Source organism: Gemelliphila sp. 1F1 (genome assembly GCF_056897515.1).
Genome location: NZ_JBXHBE010000002.1, coordinates 155,958 through 173,890, shown reverse-complemented (window position 1 = coordinate 173,890; position 17,933 = coordinate 155,958). Strand labels below are relative to the sequence as shown.

The 17,933-nt window shown below is 25.0% G+C and carries 16 protein-coding genes; 13 read left to right on the top strand and 3 right to left on the bottom strand.

Annotated features, from left to right (window positions below):
• The first annotated feature begins 75 nt into the window (after positions 1–75).
• The 8 genes from AC1XWJ_RS03045 to AC1XWJ_RS03010 all read left to right on the top strand — a co-directional run bounded on the left by AC1XWJ_RS03045 (position 76) and on the right by AC1XWJ_RS03010 (position 9,015).
• Positions 76–249 carry a hypothetical protein gene (locus AC1XWJ_RS03045; protein ID WP_483334420.1) on the top strand — a complete coding sequence of 58 codons (174 nt, stop codon included), beginning with the start codon at positions 76–78 and terminating at the stop codon, positions 247–249.
• Between the two features lie 505 nt (positions 250–754).
• Complete coding sequence (locus AC1XWJ_RS03040; protein ID WP_483334419.1) at positions 755–1,192, top strand: hypothetical protein; 438 nt, start codon at positions 755–757, stop codon at positions 1,190–1,192.
• A complete protein-coding gene (locus tag AC1XWJ_RS03035; protein ID WP_483334418.1) occupies positions 1,185–1,619 on the top strand; it encodes a hypothetical protein in 435 nt (144 codons plus the stop codon). Before AC1XWJ_RS03040 ends, AC1XWJ_RS03035 begins: the two co-directional genes overlap by 8 nt.
• A gap of 80 nt (positions 1,620–1,699) precedes the next feature.
• Positions 1,700–3,004, top strand: a complete 1,305-nt coding sequence (locus AC1XWJ_RS03030) for a hypothetical protein (RefSeq protein ID WP_483334417.1) — start codon at positions 1,700–1,702, stop codon at positions 3,002–3,004.
• On the top strand, positions 3,001–6,123 hold the full coding sequence (locus AC1XWJ_RS03025; RefSeq protein ID WP_483334416.1) for a PBECR4 domain-containing protein: 3,123 nt from the start codon (positions 3,001–3,003) through the stop codon (positions 6,121–6,123). Before AC1XWJ_RS03030 ends, AC1XWJ_RS03025 begins: the two co-directional genes overlap by 4 nt.
• 61 nt (positions 6,124–6,184) lie before the next feature.
• Positions 6,185–6,496: a hypothetical protein gene (locus AC1XWJ_RS03020; protein ID WP_483334415.1), complete on the top strand. Its 312-nt coding sequence runs from the start codon at positions 6,185–6,187 to the stop codon at positions 6,494–6,496.
• 364 nt (positions 6,497–6,860) lie between these two features.
• Positions 6,861–7,202, top strand: a complete 342-nt coding sequence (locus AC1XWJ_RS03015; RefSeq protein WP_483334414.1) for a plasmid mobilization protein — start codon at positions 6,861–6,863, stop codon at positions 7,200–7,202.
• Positions 7,203–7,362: 160 nt separating this feature from the next.
• Positions 7,363–9,015 (top strand): relaxase/mobilization nuclease domain-containing protein, encoded by a 1,653-nt coding sequence (locus tag AC1XWJ_RS03010; protein ID WP_483334413.1) that lies wholly within the window; start codon positions 7,363–7,365, stop codon positions 9,013–9,015.
• Positions 9,016–9,055: 40 nt separating this feature from the next.
• On the opposite strand, the gene AC1XWJ_RS03005 is transcribed toward AC1XWJ_RS03010, so the two are convergent.
• The gene (locus AC1XWJ_RS03005) at positions 9,056–9,283 is read right to left on the bottom strand and encodes a hypothetical protein (RefSeq protein WP_483334412.1); all 228 of its coding nucleotides are present in this window, start codon (positions 9,281–9,283) and stop codon (positions 9,056–9,058) included.
• 346 nt (positions 9,284–9,629) lie between these two features.
• Here AC1XWJ_RS03005 and AC1XWJ_RS03000 point away from each other — a divergent pair, with 346 nt between their 5' ends.
• A complete protein-coding gene (locus AC1XWJ_RS03000) occupies positions 9,630–10,937 on the top strand; it encodes an ISL3 family transposase (RefSeq protein WP_483334411.1) in 1,308 nt (435 codons plus the stop codon).
• Positions 10,938–11,194: 257 nt separating this feature from the next.
• Here the strand turns inward: AC1XWJ_RS03000 and AC1XWJ_RS02995 are convergent, their stop codons facing one another.
• Positions 11,195–12,148, bottom strand: coding sequence for a peptidylprolyl isomerase (locus AC1XWJ_RS02995; protein WP_483334410.1), 954 nt, complete (start codon positions 12,146–12,148; stop codon positions 11,195–11,197).
• Positions 12,149–12,222: 74 nt separating this feature from the next.
• On the bottom strand, positions 12,223–13,749 hold the full coding sequence (cls, locus tag AC1XWJ_RS02990) for a cardiolipin synthase (RefSeq protein WP_483334409.1): 1,527 nt from the start codon (positions 13,747–13,749) through the stop codon (positions 12,223–12,225).
• A gap of 176 nt (positions 13,750–13,925) precedes the next feature.
• Between cls and AC1XWJ_RS02985 the strand changes: the two genes are divergently transcribed.
• From AC1XWJ_RS02985 to AC1XWJ_RS02970, 4 genes are all read left to right on the top strand, one after another.
• Positions 13,926–14,081, top strand: a complete 156-nt coding sequence (locus tag AC1XWJ_RS02985) for an SE1561 family protein (protein WP_483334408.1) — start codon at positions 13,926–13,928, stop codon at positions 14,079–14,081.
• A gap of 116 nt (positions 14,082–14,197) precedes the next feature.
• A complete protein-coding gene (gene rlmD / locus AC1XWJ_RS02980) occupies positions 14,198–15,538 on the top strand; it encodes a 23S rRNA (uracil(1939)-C(5))-methyltransferase RlmD (RefSeq protein ID WP_483334407.1) in 1,341 nt (446 codons plus the stop codon).
• Positions 15,539–15,575: 37 nt separating this feature from the next.
• On the top strand, positions 15,576–16,109 hold the full coding sequence (locus AC1XWJ_RS02975) for a DMP19 family protein (protein WP_483334406.1): 534 nt from the start codon (positions 15,576–15,578) through the stop codon (positions 16,107–16,109).
• A 560-nt stretch (positions 16,110–16,669) separates the two neighbouring features.
• On the top strand, positions 16,670–17,917 hold the full coding sequence (locus tag AC1XWJ_RS02970; protein WP_483334405.1) for an MFS transporter: 1,248 nt from the start codon (positions 16,670–16,672) through the stop codon (positions 17,915–17,917).
• The last annotated feature ends 16 nt before the right edge of the window (positions 17,918–17,933 follow it).

Genomic DNA, 17,933 nt, shown 5'->3' with positions numbered 1-17,933 from the left:
GCAAACAAGACCTTTAGTTAAAAGCTAAAGGTCTTGTTTTTTATGTATATAGATAAATAAAAAAGGAAAAATTAATTGAGAATATCGGTAGAAGAAAAATATAAAATATTTAAAGAAAACAAAAAGAATATATTAGAAAATGCTAGTTTAGAAAATAATAAAAAATATATAACTGATAATTCTAAATTATTTAATAAATTAAATGTAGGGAAATCAGGTAAGGGAAGAAAATATAAATTTAGAAGTTAAGGGTAAATAAAGGTTAATTAAATATGGATAAAAATTATCAAAGTTAAATTTTATAATACCATATGGATACAGAGATAATTATATAGACTTTGTATATGAAGTAAACTCTGAAATAAGCAACAATGTAGTAGATGACAATACTGTAATAATACTTTTTTCAAATAATATACCGTATTATTTAGAATGTATCTTATATGTACAGACTTACAATAAAGATAAAATAAGAAATATCGCAAGAAGACATAAAGTAAGTGAACTTCACAATGGAAAAACATTTGAATATTATTTAAGAAAAGAATCAAAAAAATGGAAGTATGCTGTATTTATAGAAAAGGTTAGTCGAGAAGAAATAAAACAATCAATGGAAAGAATTTGTATTTTTCCAACTATATCAGAGTTAGAAAAAAACGTATATTGTTTTTACAATAAAAAGATAATAGTATTTTAAAATTTGTAAAAGTATAAAAGTATGATAAAATTATTATTAAGAAATGAGGTTTATTTTATGAAAGTAAATAAAATAAAGATAAAAAAGATATGGAAAAAAAACCAAGAAAAAAGAAAGAATATATATAATTTAGAATATGAAAAAATAAGAAAAATGAATGAAAAAGATTATATATTAAATTATACAGAAATTAAATCCAAGTATAAATTTTCTCAAAATGTAAAATATTTATTAAATTCTATAGTCATATCAATCGTAGGATTCTTAGGTTATACATTATATAAATTGTCAAGATTATTCTTTATTAACTATACTACTTTCAATGTTGAACAAAAAGAAATAGCTACAATTACAATAATAATATTATCAGGATTATTATTAATATTGATATTTAGTTTTCTTATAATAATCTATTTATACTTAAAAAGGATAAAAAGTATAGAGAGAAAATTAAATATGTATGAGGAAATAAAAAGGGAAAATAATAATGGATAAATTCTTAGAATTGCTAATAAACAATATAAAACAAATAATAATTACTATAATTTATAGTATTATTGCTTTTGTTTATACTTTTAACCTAGAACAATTAAATTATGAACTTATTGAACGAGAAAAACTAGGCGATACAGCAATATATTTAATTCAATATAATAATTATCAAGCAATATACTATTTCTTTTATGCGATTATATTAATGGCAATAGGTATGGTAATAATATATTTTACATTCTATGAATTGAAAAAATACTCTACAGATATTGATATTAAAGATATAATATTAGGAATATTAATAGCTATACTAATAATATTTATAATAATACATATATTTAAATTAATAACAATCCCAATATTAAAGATAATCTTTACGGTTGTAACTATAGGTTTAGGAATCTTATTTAGTATATCATCAAATAGCTAGTAAGATTAATAAAAAATTATAATATATAATTTAAGAACTAGAAATAAAAATCTAGTTCTTTTTTATTTTTAGGAGGAAAAATGGACGAAAGAGGAGTAAACAAAAGAACTTATAAAAATTTAAAAAAGGAAATAGTAGAGGATACGGCATTAAATGTAGGATATTATCCGAAAGTTATTAATAAAATAAATAACGACGTATTGTTAGATACAATCAAAGAGATAAGTTTAAATGGTTGGATAACAGATAAGACAAAAGATATAGATTTACAAAATATGATAGTAACTGAAGCAGTTAGAAAAATGAATTATCAGGAATTTAAAGACATTGCGGATAACTTTTTTTCATTTGTTCCAGATGATAAGGAGAAGTATTACAGAGTATCTACATTAGAAATAACTAGAGAAAATTATGATTATCTAGTTTCTAATACAAATAAAGCATTCGGTTTAGAAAGAAAGCTAGAAGAGATAGAAAACAAACAAAATAGCATAGATACAAAGATAAATAATTTAGAAACAAAAGTTGTTTCTAGTGATGATAAAGTAATAGGAATAGATCTAGAAAATGAAGAAATATTACTACTGAAATCTCCGTTAAACGTATATATAGATGAAGATTTAGTAATAGCGGAAGAAATAATAAATGATTATAAATCAGATAAAGAAGACCACACACAAATATTAGATTATCTAATTGAAAACTATGATGAAATCGAACTAATTCATCACGAGTACGTATTAAACAATGATACTTATATGGGAATGCTTGATATAGATACATACGAATTAAAAGACGTTACAAGTGAACTAGATATTTCACATTTTAAAACACATAAAGAATACTATGATTTTGCGAATAATTTTACTGTATTTAATGATAAGTATAAAGATTATGCTGATTATATAAACAAAAGGTTTGATTATATATATTCAGTAGAATACTTGCCTGACTACTCAAAAGAAATATTACAAGACAAAATAAATGAAATAGATAAGATATTAGAAAAATACGATACTAGATTAATTATAAAAGATATTTACGGATATTCTAGTGGAGAACATTGGCAGGTAGGCTATTTGTCGGATATAGATGAAGATGTAGAAAAAATAGAAGATTATATAGAAAACTACTTAGGTGCTTGGTATAAAGGAGAACTTACAGAACTACAAATTATCTCCTTTGATGCTTTTGAGAAAGGGGAATATATAGGAGAACCTAACGAAACATACTATATAAATTCTAGCTTATTATATAGACATAATAAGCTAGATACAATACAAAAGATATATCCAGAACTAAACAATTTTGAAACACCTAAAAATGTACTTGAAAAACAGAAACAAGAAGAAAATAAAAATATAGATAGGGGAAGAAGCCTATGACATTCACAAAAGAAGACGCAAAGAAATTAAATATATTAGATGTAGCACGTTCATTAGATATGAATATGTTACCTTCAGGAAGGTCAGAGTATTATTGGCAAGACCACGATTCATTTAAGATTAACATAGCTAAAAATATGTTTAAGTGGTATTCAAGAGATATTGGTGGAGATGTAATAGAGTTAGTTCAAGTAATTAAAGGTGTATCGTATAAAGAAGCTATGACATTTTTAGAAACAGGGGAATTTAAAGAGGTAAAAATTAAAGAGATTAAGAAAGAACCTTTTAAATATCACTTAGGAAAATATGAAACGGATTTTACTAACGCTAGAAAATATCTAACTGAAGTAAGGGGGATATCTAACGAAACAATAGATTACTTCTTAAAAAAAGGAGTATTATCATTAGTAAATAGAAAAACAAAAGACGGTTACGAAGAACAAGTAATCGTCTTTAAATATTTAGATAGTGATAAAAATATAGTAGGTGGAAGTATGCAAGGTATAGTACCTAATAAAGAGCGTTATGCAGGTAAGGGCTACCTTAAACAAATAATGTACAACTCGGATAATACGTCAGGCTTTAATATTCAAATAGGAGATAAAGCAGACAACCTAATATTTTTTGAAGCTCCAATAGATATGATGAGTTACTACGAGCTAAACGAAGACAAGCTAAACAACGTAAAACTAATCGCAATGGACGGCTTAAAAGAAGGAGTAATAGCACGTTACTTCACAGAAAAATTATTTGAAAACTCAAATGTAGAAGACATAAAAATAAATAGTAATAGATCTATAGATTATTTAGATTACATAATTAAAAAAACAACATACTTCGAGGAAGAAAGAAACAAAGAAGTAATAACACTTGCGGTAGATAATGATAAAGCAGGCTTAAACTTTATTAATAAACTAGAGAATAAAGGTATTATATTTAATAAAGACCTACCTAAACTATTAAAAAATAAAGAAAAAGTCGATTGGAATGATGTACTAAAAAAAGTAAAGGAAAATAATAAAAATATGAATGAAAAAACTAATAAAAAAACAGATAAAGATTACTTAGAAGATATATGGGACAATATTACATTTACAGTAGAACCTAAAAAACAAATGATAATAGAAGGAGATAGAATTATTGAAACAGGTTTAAGTGATATTAAAACAAACCAAACAAAAAAAGACCTTGAAGAAACAAGGCAAAATAAAAAAGTCGAGATAAAAGACGGGGATTTTTCTGATAAACAGAAGGCAGCACCTCTACCTGAAGAGTTAGAAACTCAACCTTTGAATGACTTGTCGCCAAATCAAACTCAATCTCAACATTTACTACATTTTACCATAAAAAATCCTGAAATGTCAAATTATAAGAAAAATTACCACCCTATAAAAGACAAAGAACTTAGAAAATTAAATAGATACGCTCCCACAATTCAAACTACAGCTAAATGGTATTTAAACGATTTGTCTGATAGTAAAGTACATTATTTATATAAAGACAATGATGAGGTAAATAGCGTAACTGTAGAGTTTAGAAAAGAACACTTTATGCACCTTACAGGTATATTTCCTATTAAAGAAGGACAAAATGCAGAGAAAACATTAATAGACTTTGCGAATGGTAATGGTAATTATGATAACATAATGATTTCAAATAGTGGATATGCTTTTGAAAAATTGCAAGTATTACCAGAACTTGAGTTAATATTAGATACATCATCATTTTATTTTGATGATTTAACAGATATAGAAAAATTCAATAGATTAGATTTATCAAAGGCAATAAAAACTGAAGATAAAGATTTATTACTGTTATTTAAACAAGAGAGCGAAAATCTAGTGCCAGCATCAATAATGAAATTAAGAAAAAAATTATCACTTGAACTTACAAATACAAAGGAAAAAGAAATATTAGGAGTATATAGAGAACGTTTTGGTAAAATAGAACAATTAGATATTAATGAAAAATATATAAAAGACGGTGGGAAAGAACTAATGTCTATTATAAAAAATAATATAGGAGAGAAAGAAAAAATAGAACACGCAAAATCAGAAATAAAAAAAGAATTTTTTAATGAAGCACTAACTAACGAAGAAAAAAATAAAAATCAAAATAAAGAAGAAGTAGCGAGTAAAACAGTTGCGGATTATATAAAAAATAACGATACAGTCGGTTTAAATAAACTACTAAAAGAAGGAATAAAAGAATATGAGAATACAGATATTTACAAAAATTATTTAAAAACAATGAGTAAATTTACTAGGTATTCGAGAAGAAATGTTGACTTAATATTTAAACAAAATCCAAAAGCAACGGCAGTCGCAAGCTACAAAGATTGGATAAATAAATTCGGTAGACAAGTAAAAAAAGGAGAAAAAGGAATATCAATAATAGGTGTATTTGAAGAAGATAAAAAAGATAAAGACGGTAATATAATAATGGACTCTAAAGGTAATCCAGAGAAGACAATACGCTTTAAAAAACATACAGTATTTGATGTATCCCAAACAGAAGGAAAAGAATTACCGAAACCGATATATAACTTAGAAAAAGAAGTAGACGGTTATTTTAATATCTATAAAGCAATAAATCTTTACGCAAAAAATAATAATGTAGAAATTGAATTTAAAGAACTAGATAATAAAGCAAATGGAGTATATTACTCTAAAGAAAATAAAATATATATCCAAAAAGGACTTAGTGGCTCACAAACAATAAAGACATTACTACACGAACTAGCCCACTCAAAATTACATAGAAATTTAGAAACAAGACCAGGAACAACAGAATATAATTTAGGAGAATTAGAAGCAGAAAGTATCGCTTATGTAGTATCAAATTATTTTGGAATTGATACAAGCGAGTATTCATTTGGTTACTTAAAATCTTATATGAGTGGAAAAGAAAACTACGAAGAATTAGATAACATAATTCAAAATATTCATACAAACGCAAAAGAAATAACATCAAAAATAGAACACAATTTAAACAAAATAAAAGGACAAGTTGTCATAAAATTAGAAGATAAAATAAATAAAAAAGTAAATGAACAAATGTTAAATAAAGAGGTAGAAGCACCAAAAAAGTCCCAAGCAAAGAACCTGAATATGATATAATGAGTTTACTAAAAAGGCGAAAACAAAATAAAAAAGAAGACATAGAAGGAGAAGAAAAATAATGGAATATAACGAAGAAAGATATGTAACTACAGTAGGAGTATTACTAGAAAAAATAACATCAGCTTATTGGATTCCAAAAGAAATAGAAGACAATATTGAAGAGATAATAGACGATTTAGATTATAAAAAATTATTAGAAGAACTTAAAATTGATATAGAAGAAACAGAGGGAATACCAGATATTCACGAAGAAATAATAATCGCATTTGAAGAATTAAAAACATACAGCGAAGAAAATTTTGAAAAACTAAAAATAAGTATAAAAGAAATAATTAATAATATTAAAAATAACGGAAATCCTGAATGGTAAAATGAAATTTTAAAAAAAATAATATTATAAACAAAGACAGAAAATAAAAAAATTCTGTCTTTGTTTTTTTCTAAAATAAGAAAAATGCAGAAAGAAAAATAATAAAATAAGACAAAAAAATAATGAGAAAGATAGGCAAGGGGATTGGGGATTTTCCCCAAAAATACAAATATATAAATCTGATATTTACGTTGTAAATTTGAGATTTTTATATTGTAGACAGCATTTTAGGTACTCAAATGCTACGCTTGCCATAACGGAAAAAGAAAAAGGGGGTATTTTTGTAACATATTTGTAATATTTGAAATTAAGATAAAAAACAAACTTTGTAATATATTTGTAACATATAAAAGTGGAGAATAAAATGAGTAGAGAAAGACCAATTCAAAAAAAAATTTATTTAAATCAAGAAGAAAAAAATAAAATATTAGAAAGAATGCGAAAAAAGGCAAATAAAAATAATTTTTCAGATTACGCAAGAGAAATGCTTATTAACGGAGAAATAAAATTAATAGACTTTACATTAATAAAAGAGATAAAATATGAAGTAAATAGAATAGGAAATAATATAAATCAAATTGTAAAACTCGCCAATGAAAATAGAAGTGTAAGAGAGGGAGATATTGAACAAATTTTAGAAAATCAAGTTGAACTAGAAGAAAAAATTTATAAAATCATAAATAAAGAATTAAAAAAAGAGATGTAAAAAAATAACGACTAAAATAAGGGGTATATAAGACGATTAAAAAGAAAAAATGATATTTTATACCAAAAAAATTTAAAACGTCTTAAAAGTATCTTAATTATTCTAAAAATGAATATCTGCTTTTATAAAGGTTAAAAATAAAAAGAAAGGGGGGTATATTTTGGTAGTTACAAAAGTCTTTCAAATAAAAACATCAAAAAACTTAAAATTAGGATTAAATTATATTGATGATAGTGAGAAAACTAAAAACTTTGTAGAAAATATTGAAAATGATTTAGGGAGCAAACTAGATTATATTACTAACTCGCAAAAAACAAAAATTACAAATGATGAATACAATGTAGAATTTTTTGTCGACAAAGACGGTAATAAAGAAATGGTATCTATTTACGGATTATCAAGTGTAAGATTTGCGTACGATGAAATGATGATGACAAAACTTCAGGCAAAAGAATTTATGGGGGATAGAAGTGCAGGAAAAGTAGATGTACTAGCTCATCATATAATACAATCATTTAGTCCAGATGATAACCTAACACCAGAAGAAGTTCACGAGATAGGAAGAAGAACGGTACTAGAACTTACTGGAGGTAATCACGAATTTGTGATTGCGACACATCTTGATAAAGAACATTTACACAACCATATAATATTTAATACAACTAATAGTGTAACACTCAAAAAATTTAGATGGACTAAAGGAACAAAGAAAAGTTTAGAAAAAATATCGGACAAACACGCAGATATGTTTGGGGCAAAAATAATAGATAGAGATAGAATAATAGACCACAAAAAATATGAAGCATATAAAAAACAAAATACATTTAGATATGAATTAAAAGAAAGATTAAAATTTCTCCTTAAACATTCAAATTCATTAGATGATTTTTTAGAAAAAGCAAAGTTACTCAATATAGAAATCAATACTAATGGTAAAGAAATAAAATATAAACTAAAAGACACTAACCAACAACGATACATTAGAGAAAATACACTCGCAAAAAATGGATATTACTCAATAGATAATATTATAAAAATGACCCAAGCAAACGCAAAAGAAATACCAAAAGAAAAAATTAAAGATCTTTACGAAGAATATAAAGAAGAGAAAGCAGAGGATTTTGAGATAAGATTTATAATTGAAGATTGGCAGGTTCTTAGTGAAACAAAAAGAGGCATTTATCTTGAAGTAGATTTTGGGATAAGTAGTAAAGGAGTAATATTAATTCCGCATCAAAAATTAGATAAATTAGAAGAAGGTTACGAAGTATTTATTAAAAGGAACGATTACTTTTACTTTACTAATTCCAAAAACGCACAAGACAATAGATACATAAAAGGAAGTGTCCTTGCCAAACAATTATCAAATGAAAATAAAGAACAAGTAATTTATAAAAATTATTACGTAGGAAAATTAGATAAATTACTTGAAGAATTTAATTATCTTTCAAAAAATAACGTAACAGGGTATAATGTATTTAAAGAGTTCCAGGAAACATTTAAAACAAAACTAGAAGAAGTAGAAAAAGAGCTAGATAGATTAGATACGAAAATAGCTGAGCTTAATAAAATACATTCAGCACTACTTGAAAAAGATAATAATAGACAGAAAGTTTTATCTGAAGAAATACTAAGGAAATTAAAAATACCAAAAAACATTGATATACAAGATATAAAGAAATTACTTAGCGAAGTTAGATTAGAAAGAGATATATTACATACAAAATTTAATGAAATAATAAAAGAACATAAATATACAAAAGGACTTTCAAAAAATGTGGAAGTTAGGAAAAATAATAGAAGAATGAAATAAGAAAAAATATAAATAAGTGTTGACAAAGTAAAATCAACAGTTACAATTTTGGAGTATCCAAAGTATCCAAAGTATCCAAAGTATCCAAAGTATCCAAAGTATCCAAAGTATCCAAAGTATCCAAAGTATCCAAAGTATCCAAAGTATCCAAAGTATCCAAAGTATCCAAAGTATCCAAAGTATCCAAAGTATCCAAAGTATCCAAAGTATCCAAAGTATCCAAAGTATCCAAAGTATCCAAAGTATCCAAAGTATCCAAAGTATCCAAAGTATCCAATTAGAGATTAATTTGTTAATATTGACAAAATAAAATATTTTATATATAATGAAATTCAAGATAACTATTTATAGTCCACTATTCAGTGGGCTTTTTTCTTTGCTTTTTATGTGTTAGTAAATATTTTGAAAAAGAATTAGATCTATTTTTAAAAATTTTAAAAAAATACTTGCAATATAAAAAATAATGTGATACTCTATTAGTTAGATATGTAGCTATATTTAATGACATATCGTAATACATATATCAACAACAACGACTAAGTTATTTAACTTGGTCTTTTTTTATGTTATATTTAATATATACATTTATATACATTTGAAGGAAGGGAATGTGTATGTTAAAAGAGCTATTTAATTTATCAGAAGAAGAAAATTTAATACTCTATGACAATATAGAAAATATAATAATAAAAAATCAAAAGGCAAAGTTAATTAATGGAACGTTAATTCAAGCTGATGAAAAATGTCCTAAATGTAGAAAAAAGAAAATTGTAAAAAACGGAACTTACAAATCAGATATTTTGTTTAATAAAATAAATAATCAAAAGTTAGTTTTACGACTAAAAAAGCAGAGATATTTATGTAATAATTGTGAATTGAAATTTGTGCCTAAAACAAAATTAATAGATGAGAATAAAAGTATATCAAATCAAATAACATCACAGGTTATAGTAAGTATGACAGGAGTTACTTCTCATAAACAAATCGCAAGAGAAAATTTTATTTCTCCTAGCACAGTACAAAGAAATTTAGCACGATTTAAACATTTAAAAATAATTAATAAAAAAGTATTACCTAAAGTATTGTGTGTAGATGAATTTAGAGGGGTTAAGAGTTATAATAATAAAATGAATTTTATAATTGTAGATGGAAATAAACATAAAATAAAAGATATATTGCTTACCAGGAGAAAAAATAGTCTAGAGAAGTATTTTAGGTCATTCACGTTAGAAGCTAAGTCTAATGTGAATTTTTTTGTAACTGATTTTTGGGGAACTTATATAGGATTAGCTAAGAAACAATTTCCTAATGCGAAGATAATAATAGATAGATTTCATATAAAAAGACTTATGAGAGATGCTTTATTGAAGAAAAGAATAGAAGTAATGAATAGGTATAGAAAATATTATGACCCATATAAAGTTACAAAAAAGTTTAGAGATTTACTTTATAAAAAATTTAAAGATATAGATTGTGGTTATAGATATTATAGATACTATGAAAATTTTAAAAACGAGTATGAAATATTAGACTATATAATAGGACTTGATGATATGTTAAGAGATATGTACTGGCTATATCAAGATTTTATCTCTGCCTTCGATAATAAAAATATTGAAGAATTTAAAGAGATAATTAGAAGAGATAACGGAAATATATCCAATGAAATGAAATCAGCACTATCAACCTATTTAAAATATGAAGAATATGTCATTAATGCGTTAAAATATCCGTACTCTAATGGAGTAGTAGAAGGTATTAATAATAAGATAAAATTAATAAAAAGAATAGGATATGGATTTAGAAACTTTGAGAATTTTAGATTAAGAATATTATTAGCTTTCAATGTAATTTCTTTTTCAGAAGATATTGTTAGAAAAGAAAAAAGAAGAAAATATAATGAATTGAAAGATACATCTTGAGCTTGTTAATTTAATATATAATAAGCCTACTATAATTTTAACCAGACAATAAAAGTCAATAAAGGTCAAAAATGATATGTGGAGTAGGCTTGTTTAGTTATGTATAAAAATATATATTAAAAAATTTTCAAAGTGAAAAACCCTATAAGATCAACGTTTTTAAAGTTATAAACATTTTTATATCAATTTTTTTCATCAACGTACTTGACAAAGAGCCAAAAAACCTTAATATACAAACTGTATATTAAGGTTTTTTATTATTGTTGTTGTTGAGTTGTTGTTTTAGATGATAACATATCATTTATATAAGATGTTACATCGCTTGTTGTTCCTTTAACATTGTACTCTTCAAATAATTTTTTCAAAGCAGAGCTATAAACAGTAGGATCTTGTGATACAGCTGTTTGTGCTATTTTTTCTGCTATTTGAGTTTTTTGCTCTTCATATGAAACTTCTTTCGTATCTAATAATTTAATAATGTGGTATCCAAAAGGTGTTTTTACAAGTTCAGAAGTTGTTTCTCCTTTTTGTAACTTAAATGCAGCTTCATTAAATTCTGATACAAATGAACTACTTCCTTTAGAAACCCATCCTAGATCTCCACCATTAGAAGCATTAGCTTTATCCGTAGAATATTCTTTTGCTAAATTAGAGAAATCTTCTCCATCTTTAACTTTTTGTAAAACTTCTTCAGCTTTAGATTTTGCTTCTTCATCGCTAAGTCCGTTAGGGTTTGATGAGCTTTTTACAGAAATTAGAATATGTGCAAGGTGATATTGAACTTTATCTTGTTCGTATGCTTCTTTATATTGTTCTTCTTTAACGTTTTTATAATCGTTAATCATATAAGCCTGAGCTGTACGAACTTTTAAGGCTTCTTTGTATTTATCTAGTGTGAATCCTTGTTGTTTCAGAGTTGCTTCAAACTGTTCTTTACCACCATATCTTTCTTGAGCAGTTTTTATTTGTTCATCTATATATTTTTCATCAATTTTATCTTTATATTTTTCTAAAAGTATTTTTTTGATAGCTATGTCAGTTGCTGCTTTTGATACCTGTTGTTGCCCCATACTATCTAGAACTTCTTTTTGAGTTACATCTCCTGCTTTTGAAGTGATGTATGTTTCAGAGTTTGAACTTGAACATCCAGCCAAGCCTATAACTGACGCACTAAGTGCTATAGGTAAAATTACCTTTTTCATTTTTTTCATTATTTAGTTTCCTCCTAAATTGTTAACTATTGTAAATATAGCATATTTCGTATAAAAAGACAATATTATTTTTATTACAAAATAGGTGATATTAATCTTGCTAACGCTTCTTTAAATTTGATTGTAATTTTTCTGTTATTATATTTTTCTTTTGTTAATAATTTTGAATTTCTTATGTCACTATGGAATATTTCTTTGAATTTTTTGGTAGTTTCTTTATCATAAATAAAAGTGTTTATCTCAAAATTTAGTTTGAAACTTCTATTATCGAAATTAGCACTCCCTACACTGGTAACTTCATCATCAATGATAATTGTTTTTGCGTGTAAAAATCCTTTTCCATATTCATATATTTTTGCTCCCATATTTGCTAATTCTCCAACGTAGTAATAATTCCCCCAACGTACTAAAATATGATCAGGAATACTAGGAATCATAATTCTAACATCAATACCAGAAAGGATAGCCATTTTTAAGGCATCAACAACACTTTCATCTGGTATAAAGTATGGACTTTGAATGTAAATATACTTTCTAGCTCTATTTATCATATGTAAATAACCATATTTAATTTGTTCTAATCTATCATCCGGACCACTAGTAACGACTTGAATAGGTATATTACCGCTATTTTTTTCATAGTTATAGAGATGTTTTTCATTTAAGTCAATTAATTCATTTTTCTTTTTCTTTAGAACTTGTGAATTCCAATCGTCTATAAAACGGAAGTTTAATGTTGCAACCGCCTCACCAACTATTCTTATATGTGTATCACGCCAGTATCCTAGTTTTTTATCTCTTCCTAGATATTCATCCCCCACGTTAAATCCGCCAGTATAACCTATTTTACCATCTATTACAACAATTTTTCTATGATTTCTATAATTCATACGAAAATTTATAAGAGGAAGTGATGATTTGAAAAAGCTTTTCACCTTTGCTCCAGCCTCGATCAATCTTTTTAGAGTATATTTATTTAGAGTTCTAGAGCCTATGTCATCGTAAAGGACATATACTTTAACACCTTCATTAAGTTTTTGAATTAGGAGATCAAAAAGTTCTTTTCCGATATTGTCTTTTTTTAGAATATAATATTGAATGTGGATATACTCTTTTGCATTTTTTATATCTTCAAATAATAAACGGAATTTTTCTTCTCCACTAGTAATAATAGTTATTTGATTTTTTTCTGATAAAAATGATTGATCAGAATGATAATTTAAAGCTATTAAGTTTCTACTTTTATATTTTACTATTTCATCTTCTTTAATATTGTAAGGAGAATTTGTTTCTAATAAACTCTTTTGGTATTCTATTTTTTCTTGTTTAGAATAAGGAAAAATCTTCTCTCTATATATAGGTCGTCCTAAAACTAAGTAGAGTAACAGACCTAAATAAGGAATAAGTAATAATACCAAAATCCAAGCCCATGATGATGAGGCTTTTTGAGATTCTAAAAATATTATTGTTAAAACAATCAGTGTATTTATAACATAGAATATTGATAACGTAGAAAAATTATTTAGAAATCCCATTATAGAATTATAAAATTCTAAAAAACTTGAGCTTATTGATAAATTAACTGCCAAGTTTACAAACATATGATAACACCCTTTCCTTAATTTAACTATAAATAACCTTATAAATATAATAATATATTTTGAAAAAATATCAATAATTAAGTGTTATCTTTTTCAAAATATATTATTTGATAAATATATGGTATTTGTGAGAATTTTATTATATAATTATAATATTAAATAATAAGGAGATATCTATGTCTGTTAATATTTTAGAAGAATTAAAAAGTAAATTTGAAAATTTAGCGAGTGAATTAGACAATATTGAACCCGAAAGTGTAGATTTGAAACAAATAGATAGATTAATTGAATTGGTAGAAGAATTAGATAACGAAATCAAAACTATAAAATAAGTTTTTATATTAATCTGAAAGAATGATACTAGATTTTTAAGTGTATATTTACTTTTAAAAATCTAGTTTATTTTTTATCCGAAAATATATTTTATAATTAAATGAAAGGGCAATAAATGAAAAGACGTATTTTACTTACAATAAAGAAAATTGGAATTAATGGTGAAGGTATAGGTTACTACAAGAAAAAAATTACTTTTGTAAAAGGTGCTTTACCAGAAGAAGTTGTGAATTGTGAAATTATAGAAGAAACTTCAAAGTATATTAAAGCAAAATTATTAAATATAAAAGAAAAAAGTTCTTATAGAATAGATAATGTTAGAAAAGAATTTTTGGAAAGTGGAGCGTACAATTTAATTCATGTAAATTACAATAAACAATTAGAATTTAAAAGAGATATAGTAGTAGATGCTTTTTCAAAATATTTAAATGGAAAAAATATAAAAATAGAAAAAACTATTCCTAGTCCTATACAAAAACATTATCGTAACAAAAATCAATTTCCTGTTGCTATAAAGAATGGAAAGTTAATAGCAGGGCTTTATAAAGAAGGAACTAATGAACTGGTTAATATTAATGATTGTGTAGTACTTCACGAAAATGGTAATAAAATAACTGAACGTATAAAAAATAGTATAGTTAAATTTAATTTGCCTATTTCTAGTTCTAAGAAATTTAAAGGTATAAAATATATTTCAACACGAACTTCGTTCGCTACTGGAGATGTACAAGTTATATTTGTAGCAAATACAAAACAAATTAAAAATTTGAATCAAGCTGTTAATTATTTGAAGAAAGAAAAAATAATAAAAAGTATAGTTTTAAATATAACTGACGAAAAAAGTCATTTAGTGTTAGGAGAAGATACAACAGTATTGTACGGTAATGATTATATAATAGAGAAAATAGGAAATATTTCTTATAAATTATCTGCAAACTCATTCTTTCAATTAAATCCGGTACAAACAAAAAACTTGTTTGATTTAGTTGTAGATGTAGCGAAAATAAAAAATACAGATATAGTTTTAGACGCATTTTGTGGAGTTGGGGCAATAGGTCAATATGTAAGCAAGTATAGTAAAGAAGTTTATGGTATTGATATAATAGAAGATGCAATACGTAATGCAAAAGAAAATATTGAACTTAATAATTTAACTAATTGCCATTATGAAGTAGGAGATGTTGTTAAAGTTTTACCAAAATGGAAAAAAGAGAGGATAAATTTTGATGTTGTTATAGTAGATCCTCCTCGTTCTGGATTAGGTAAATTATCAAAGCATTTATTAACAACTAATGCAAAGAAAATAGTTTATGTTAGCTGTAACCCATCAACGTTGGCAAGGGATTTAAATGTTCTGTCTAAGAAATACAATATAAAAAAAGTTATACCTTTAGATATGTTTCCGCAGACTGCTAATGTGGAGACAGTAGTACTATTGTCAAAAATTAATACATAGAAACATATAAATAATAAAAAATATAGGAGGTGTGCAAATGGCAAGCTTAGAAAAAAAACTAAAATATACAAAATTTACCGTAGATAATATTAAAAATTGTAAGGATTCTTGGGATATTATTGATCCAATGTGGAATATAATTAATATTTATGACAGCTATGAAGATTACATTAAATCGGCAGAGAATTTTACTTTAGAACAAAGGTATTTATTCGCTATTACTTGGTATTTTGCAGAAGTAAATAATGGAGGTCATTATCAATTTTTCTTTAATTCTACAGGAATAGTTTGGGAGGATGCTTTAAAAGGTTTTAAATATTTTGGAATGAACGAATATGCTAATAATTTTCAAAAAGTAATTGATTATTTAGATGGCACAATTTCTTTTGATAGAAATGAAAGACAAGAAATGCTAGATAAATTTCACGAAGAAAGCGAAGAAGAATTTTTTGAGATTTTAGATGAATTCGACGATTTTGTTTTTGAATATGACGGGGAAGAAAATGAGCTAAATTATATAAAAGACAACCCTGAGAAATTTGTATTTGAAGGAGAATATTGGGGATACTAAATTTTAATTTTAAAATGAGATAAAACTTATGGATACTTGAATTATTTTTTAGAAGATATAAAGGATATCAAAAATATGTTATTTCTAGAAGAAGATAAAATATAGGTAATATTATTAAAAAATAAATCATGAATTTTTTATAATTTTTCCAATGAAATATTGTTATTGTGGGGTTACCTTATAAAAAGTCTATAGTAGAGAATATATTAAATAAAATGAAAGTCAACTTTTAATTGGTTTGAATTGTATAGAGATTATTAGAATTATTGTTATAACTGGGTAGACCATTATTTTTCAGTTTATATCTATTAAGAACAAGCAAATTAAGTAAGTGTTTTATAAAATATTGAAAAACTAATAGAGTCTATTATTAAATAGTTAGTTTAAAAAACCACCTATTTCAAAAGAAATAGGTGGTTAATTTTATATTAAATAATGATAACAGCAAATCCTCATAAATAAATATTTAACAAACATTAAATAAATACTTTACAAATTTCTAAGTGTATGGTATTCTAAAATTAAACAAATATTTAATTTTATTGAAGTAGGTGTTTAATATGTTTAAGGTTATAAAGAATAAACTATTTATGAAATTATTTTTGGCGGATATGGTTTCTGATTTTGGAGATTCATTATACTATTTAGCATTAATGAGCTATGTTTTAATGATACCAGAAACATCGCTGGCTATTTCATTAGTTACTTTGTCAGAGATTATACCAATTTTATTATTAGTATTTATTGGTATTAAAGCTGATCAAGAAAAACAAAAAGTTAATAAAATTATATATACATTGTTATTCAGAGCAATATTATATCTAATTGTAGGTTTTGCTATGGGTTTCACTCCTGCGTTATGGATTGTTATTGTTGCCATTGTTTTGAATTTATTTTCCGACTTAGCAGGAAAATATGAATCTTTTTTATATATACCAATTAGTTTAAAGATTGTAACAAATGATGATAGAGAAGCAAGTATTGCTTTTCGAAGTGCAGTCTCTTCAATGTTGCAAATTATTTTTAAATCTAGTGGTTCAGTATTAATTTTATGGTTAACGTATCAACAACTAGCATATTTTAATGCTTTGACATTTGTCATAAGTTTATTAATTGTATTAAGTATTTCTAAAACATTAAAATCTTTATTGCAAGAAGATGATAAGACTTTTAAACAAGAGCATAAGTACTATTCAAATAAAAAAGAATCATGGTTTATGAGCTTAAAAAATTCTTGGATAGAATCTAAACGTATTCCATTACTAATGATGTCTTTAACTGTTCTTATTTTTGTCAATGCATTATTTTCTGTTATACCAAGTCTATTTATATTATCTTTGAAGCAAACACCAAATTTGAGTATTATATCAAATGAAATATCTATTGTGGCAGTTAATATTGTTGTTTTGTGTGGTACAATTTTAGGGAGTTTAATGACAACAAATATTTTTAAAGAATTTAATGTTTTAAAAAGTATTAAATTAGTAGGATATCTTATACCAGTAGTTTTTATAGGATTGATATTAGAAAATGGTTATTTATTATTACTATCAGTATTGTTTAGTGCCATTATTGCAGGTGTTATAAATCCTAAATTTTCTGCTATGATATATAATTCTATACCAGAAGATAAGTTAGCGACTTTTTCTGCAGGATTAAACGTATTATTACAAGTGGGTATTATAGTTATGCAGTTATTATTTTCTGGTGCAGTACTTATATTATCAGCAAAAATAATTTCCTATATTTTACTAGGTTTCAGTATACTGTTGTTGGTATATATAATGTGCTATAATAGACAGAAGTAGCATAAAGGAGAAATAA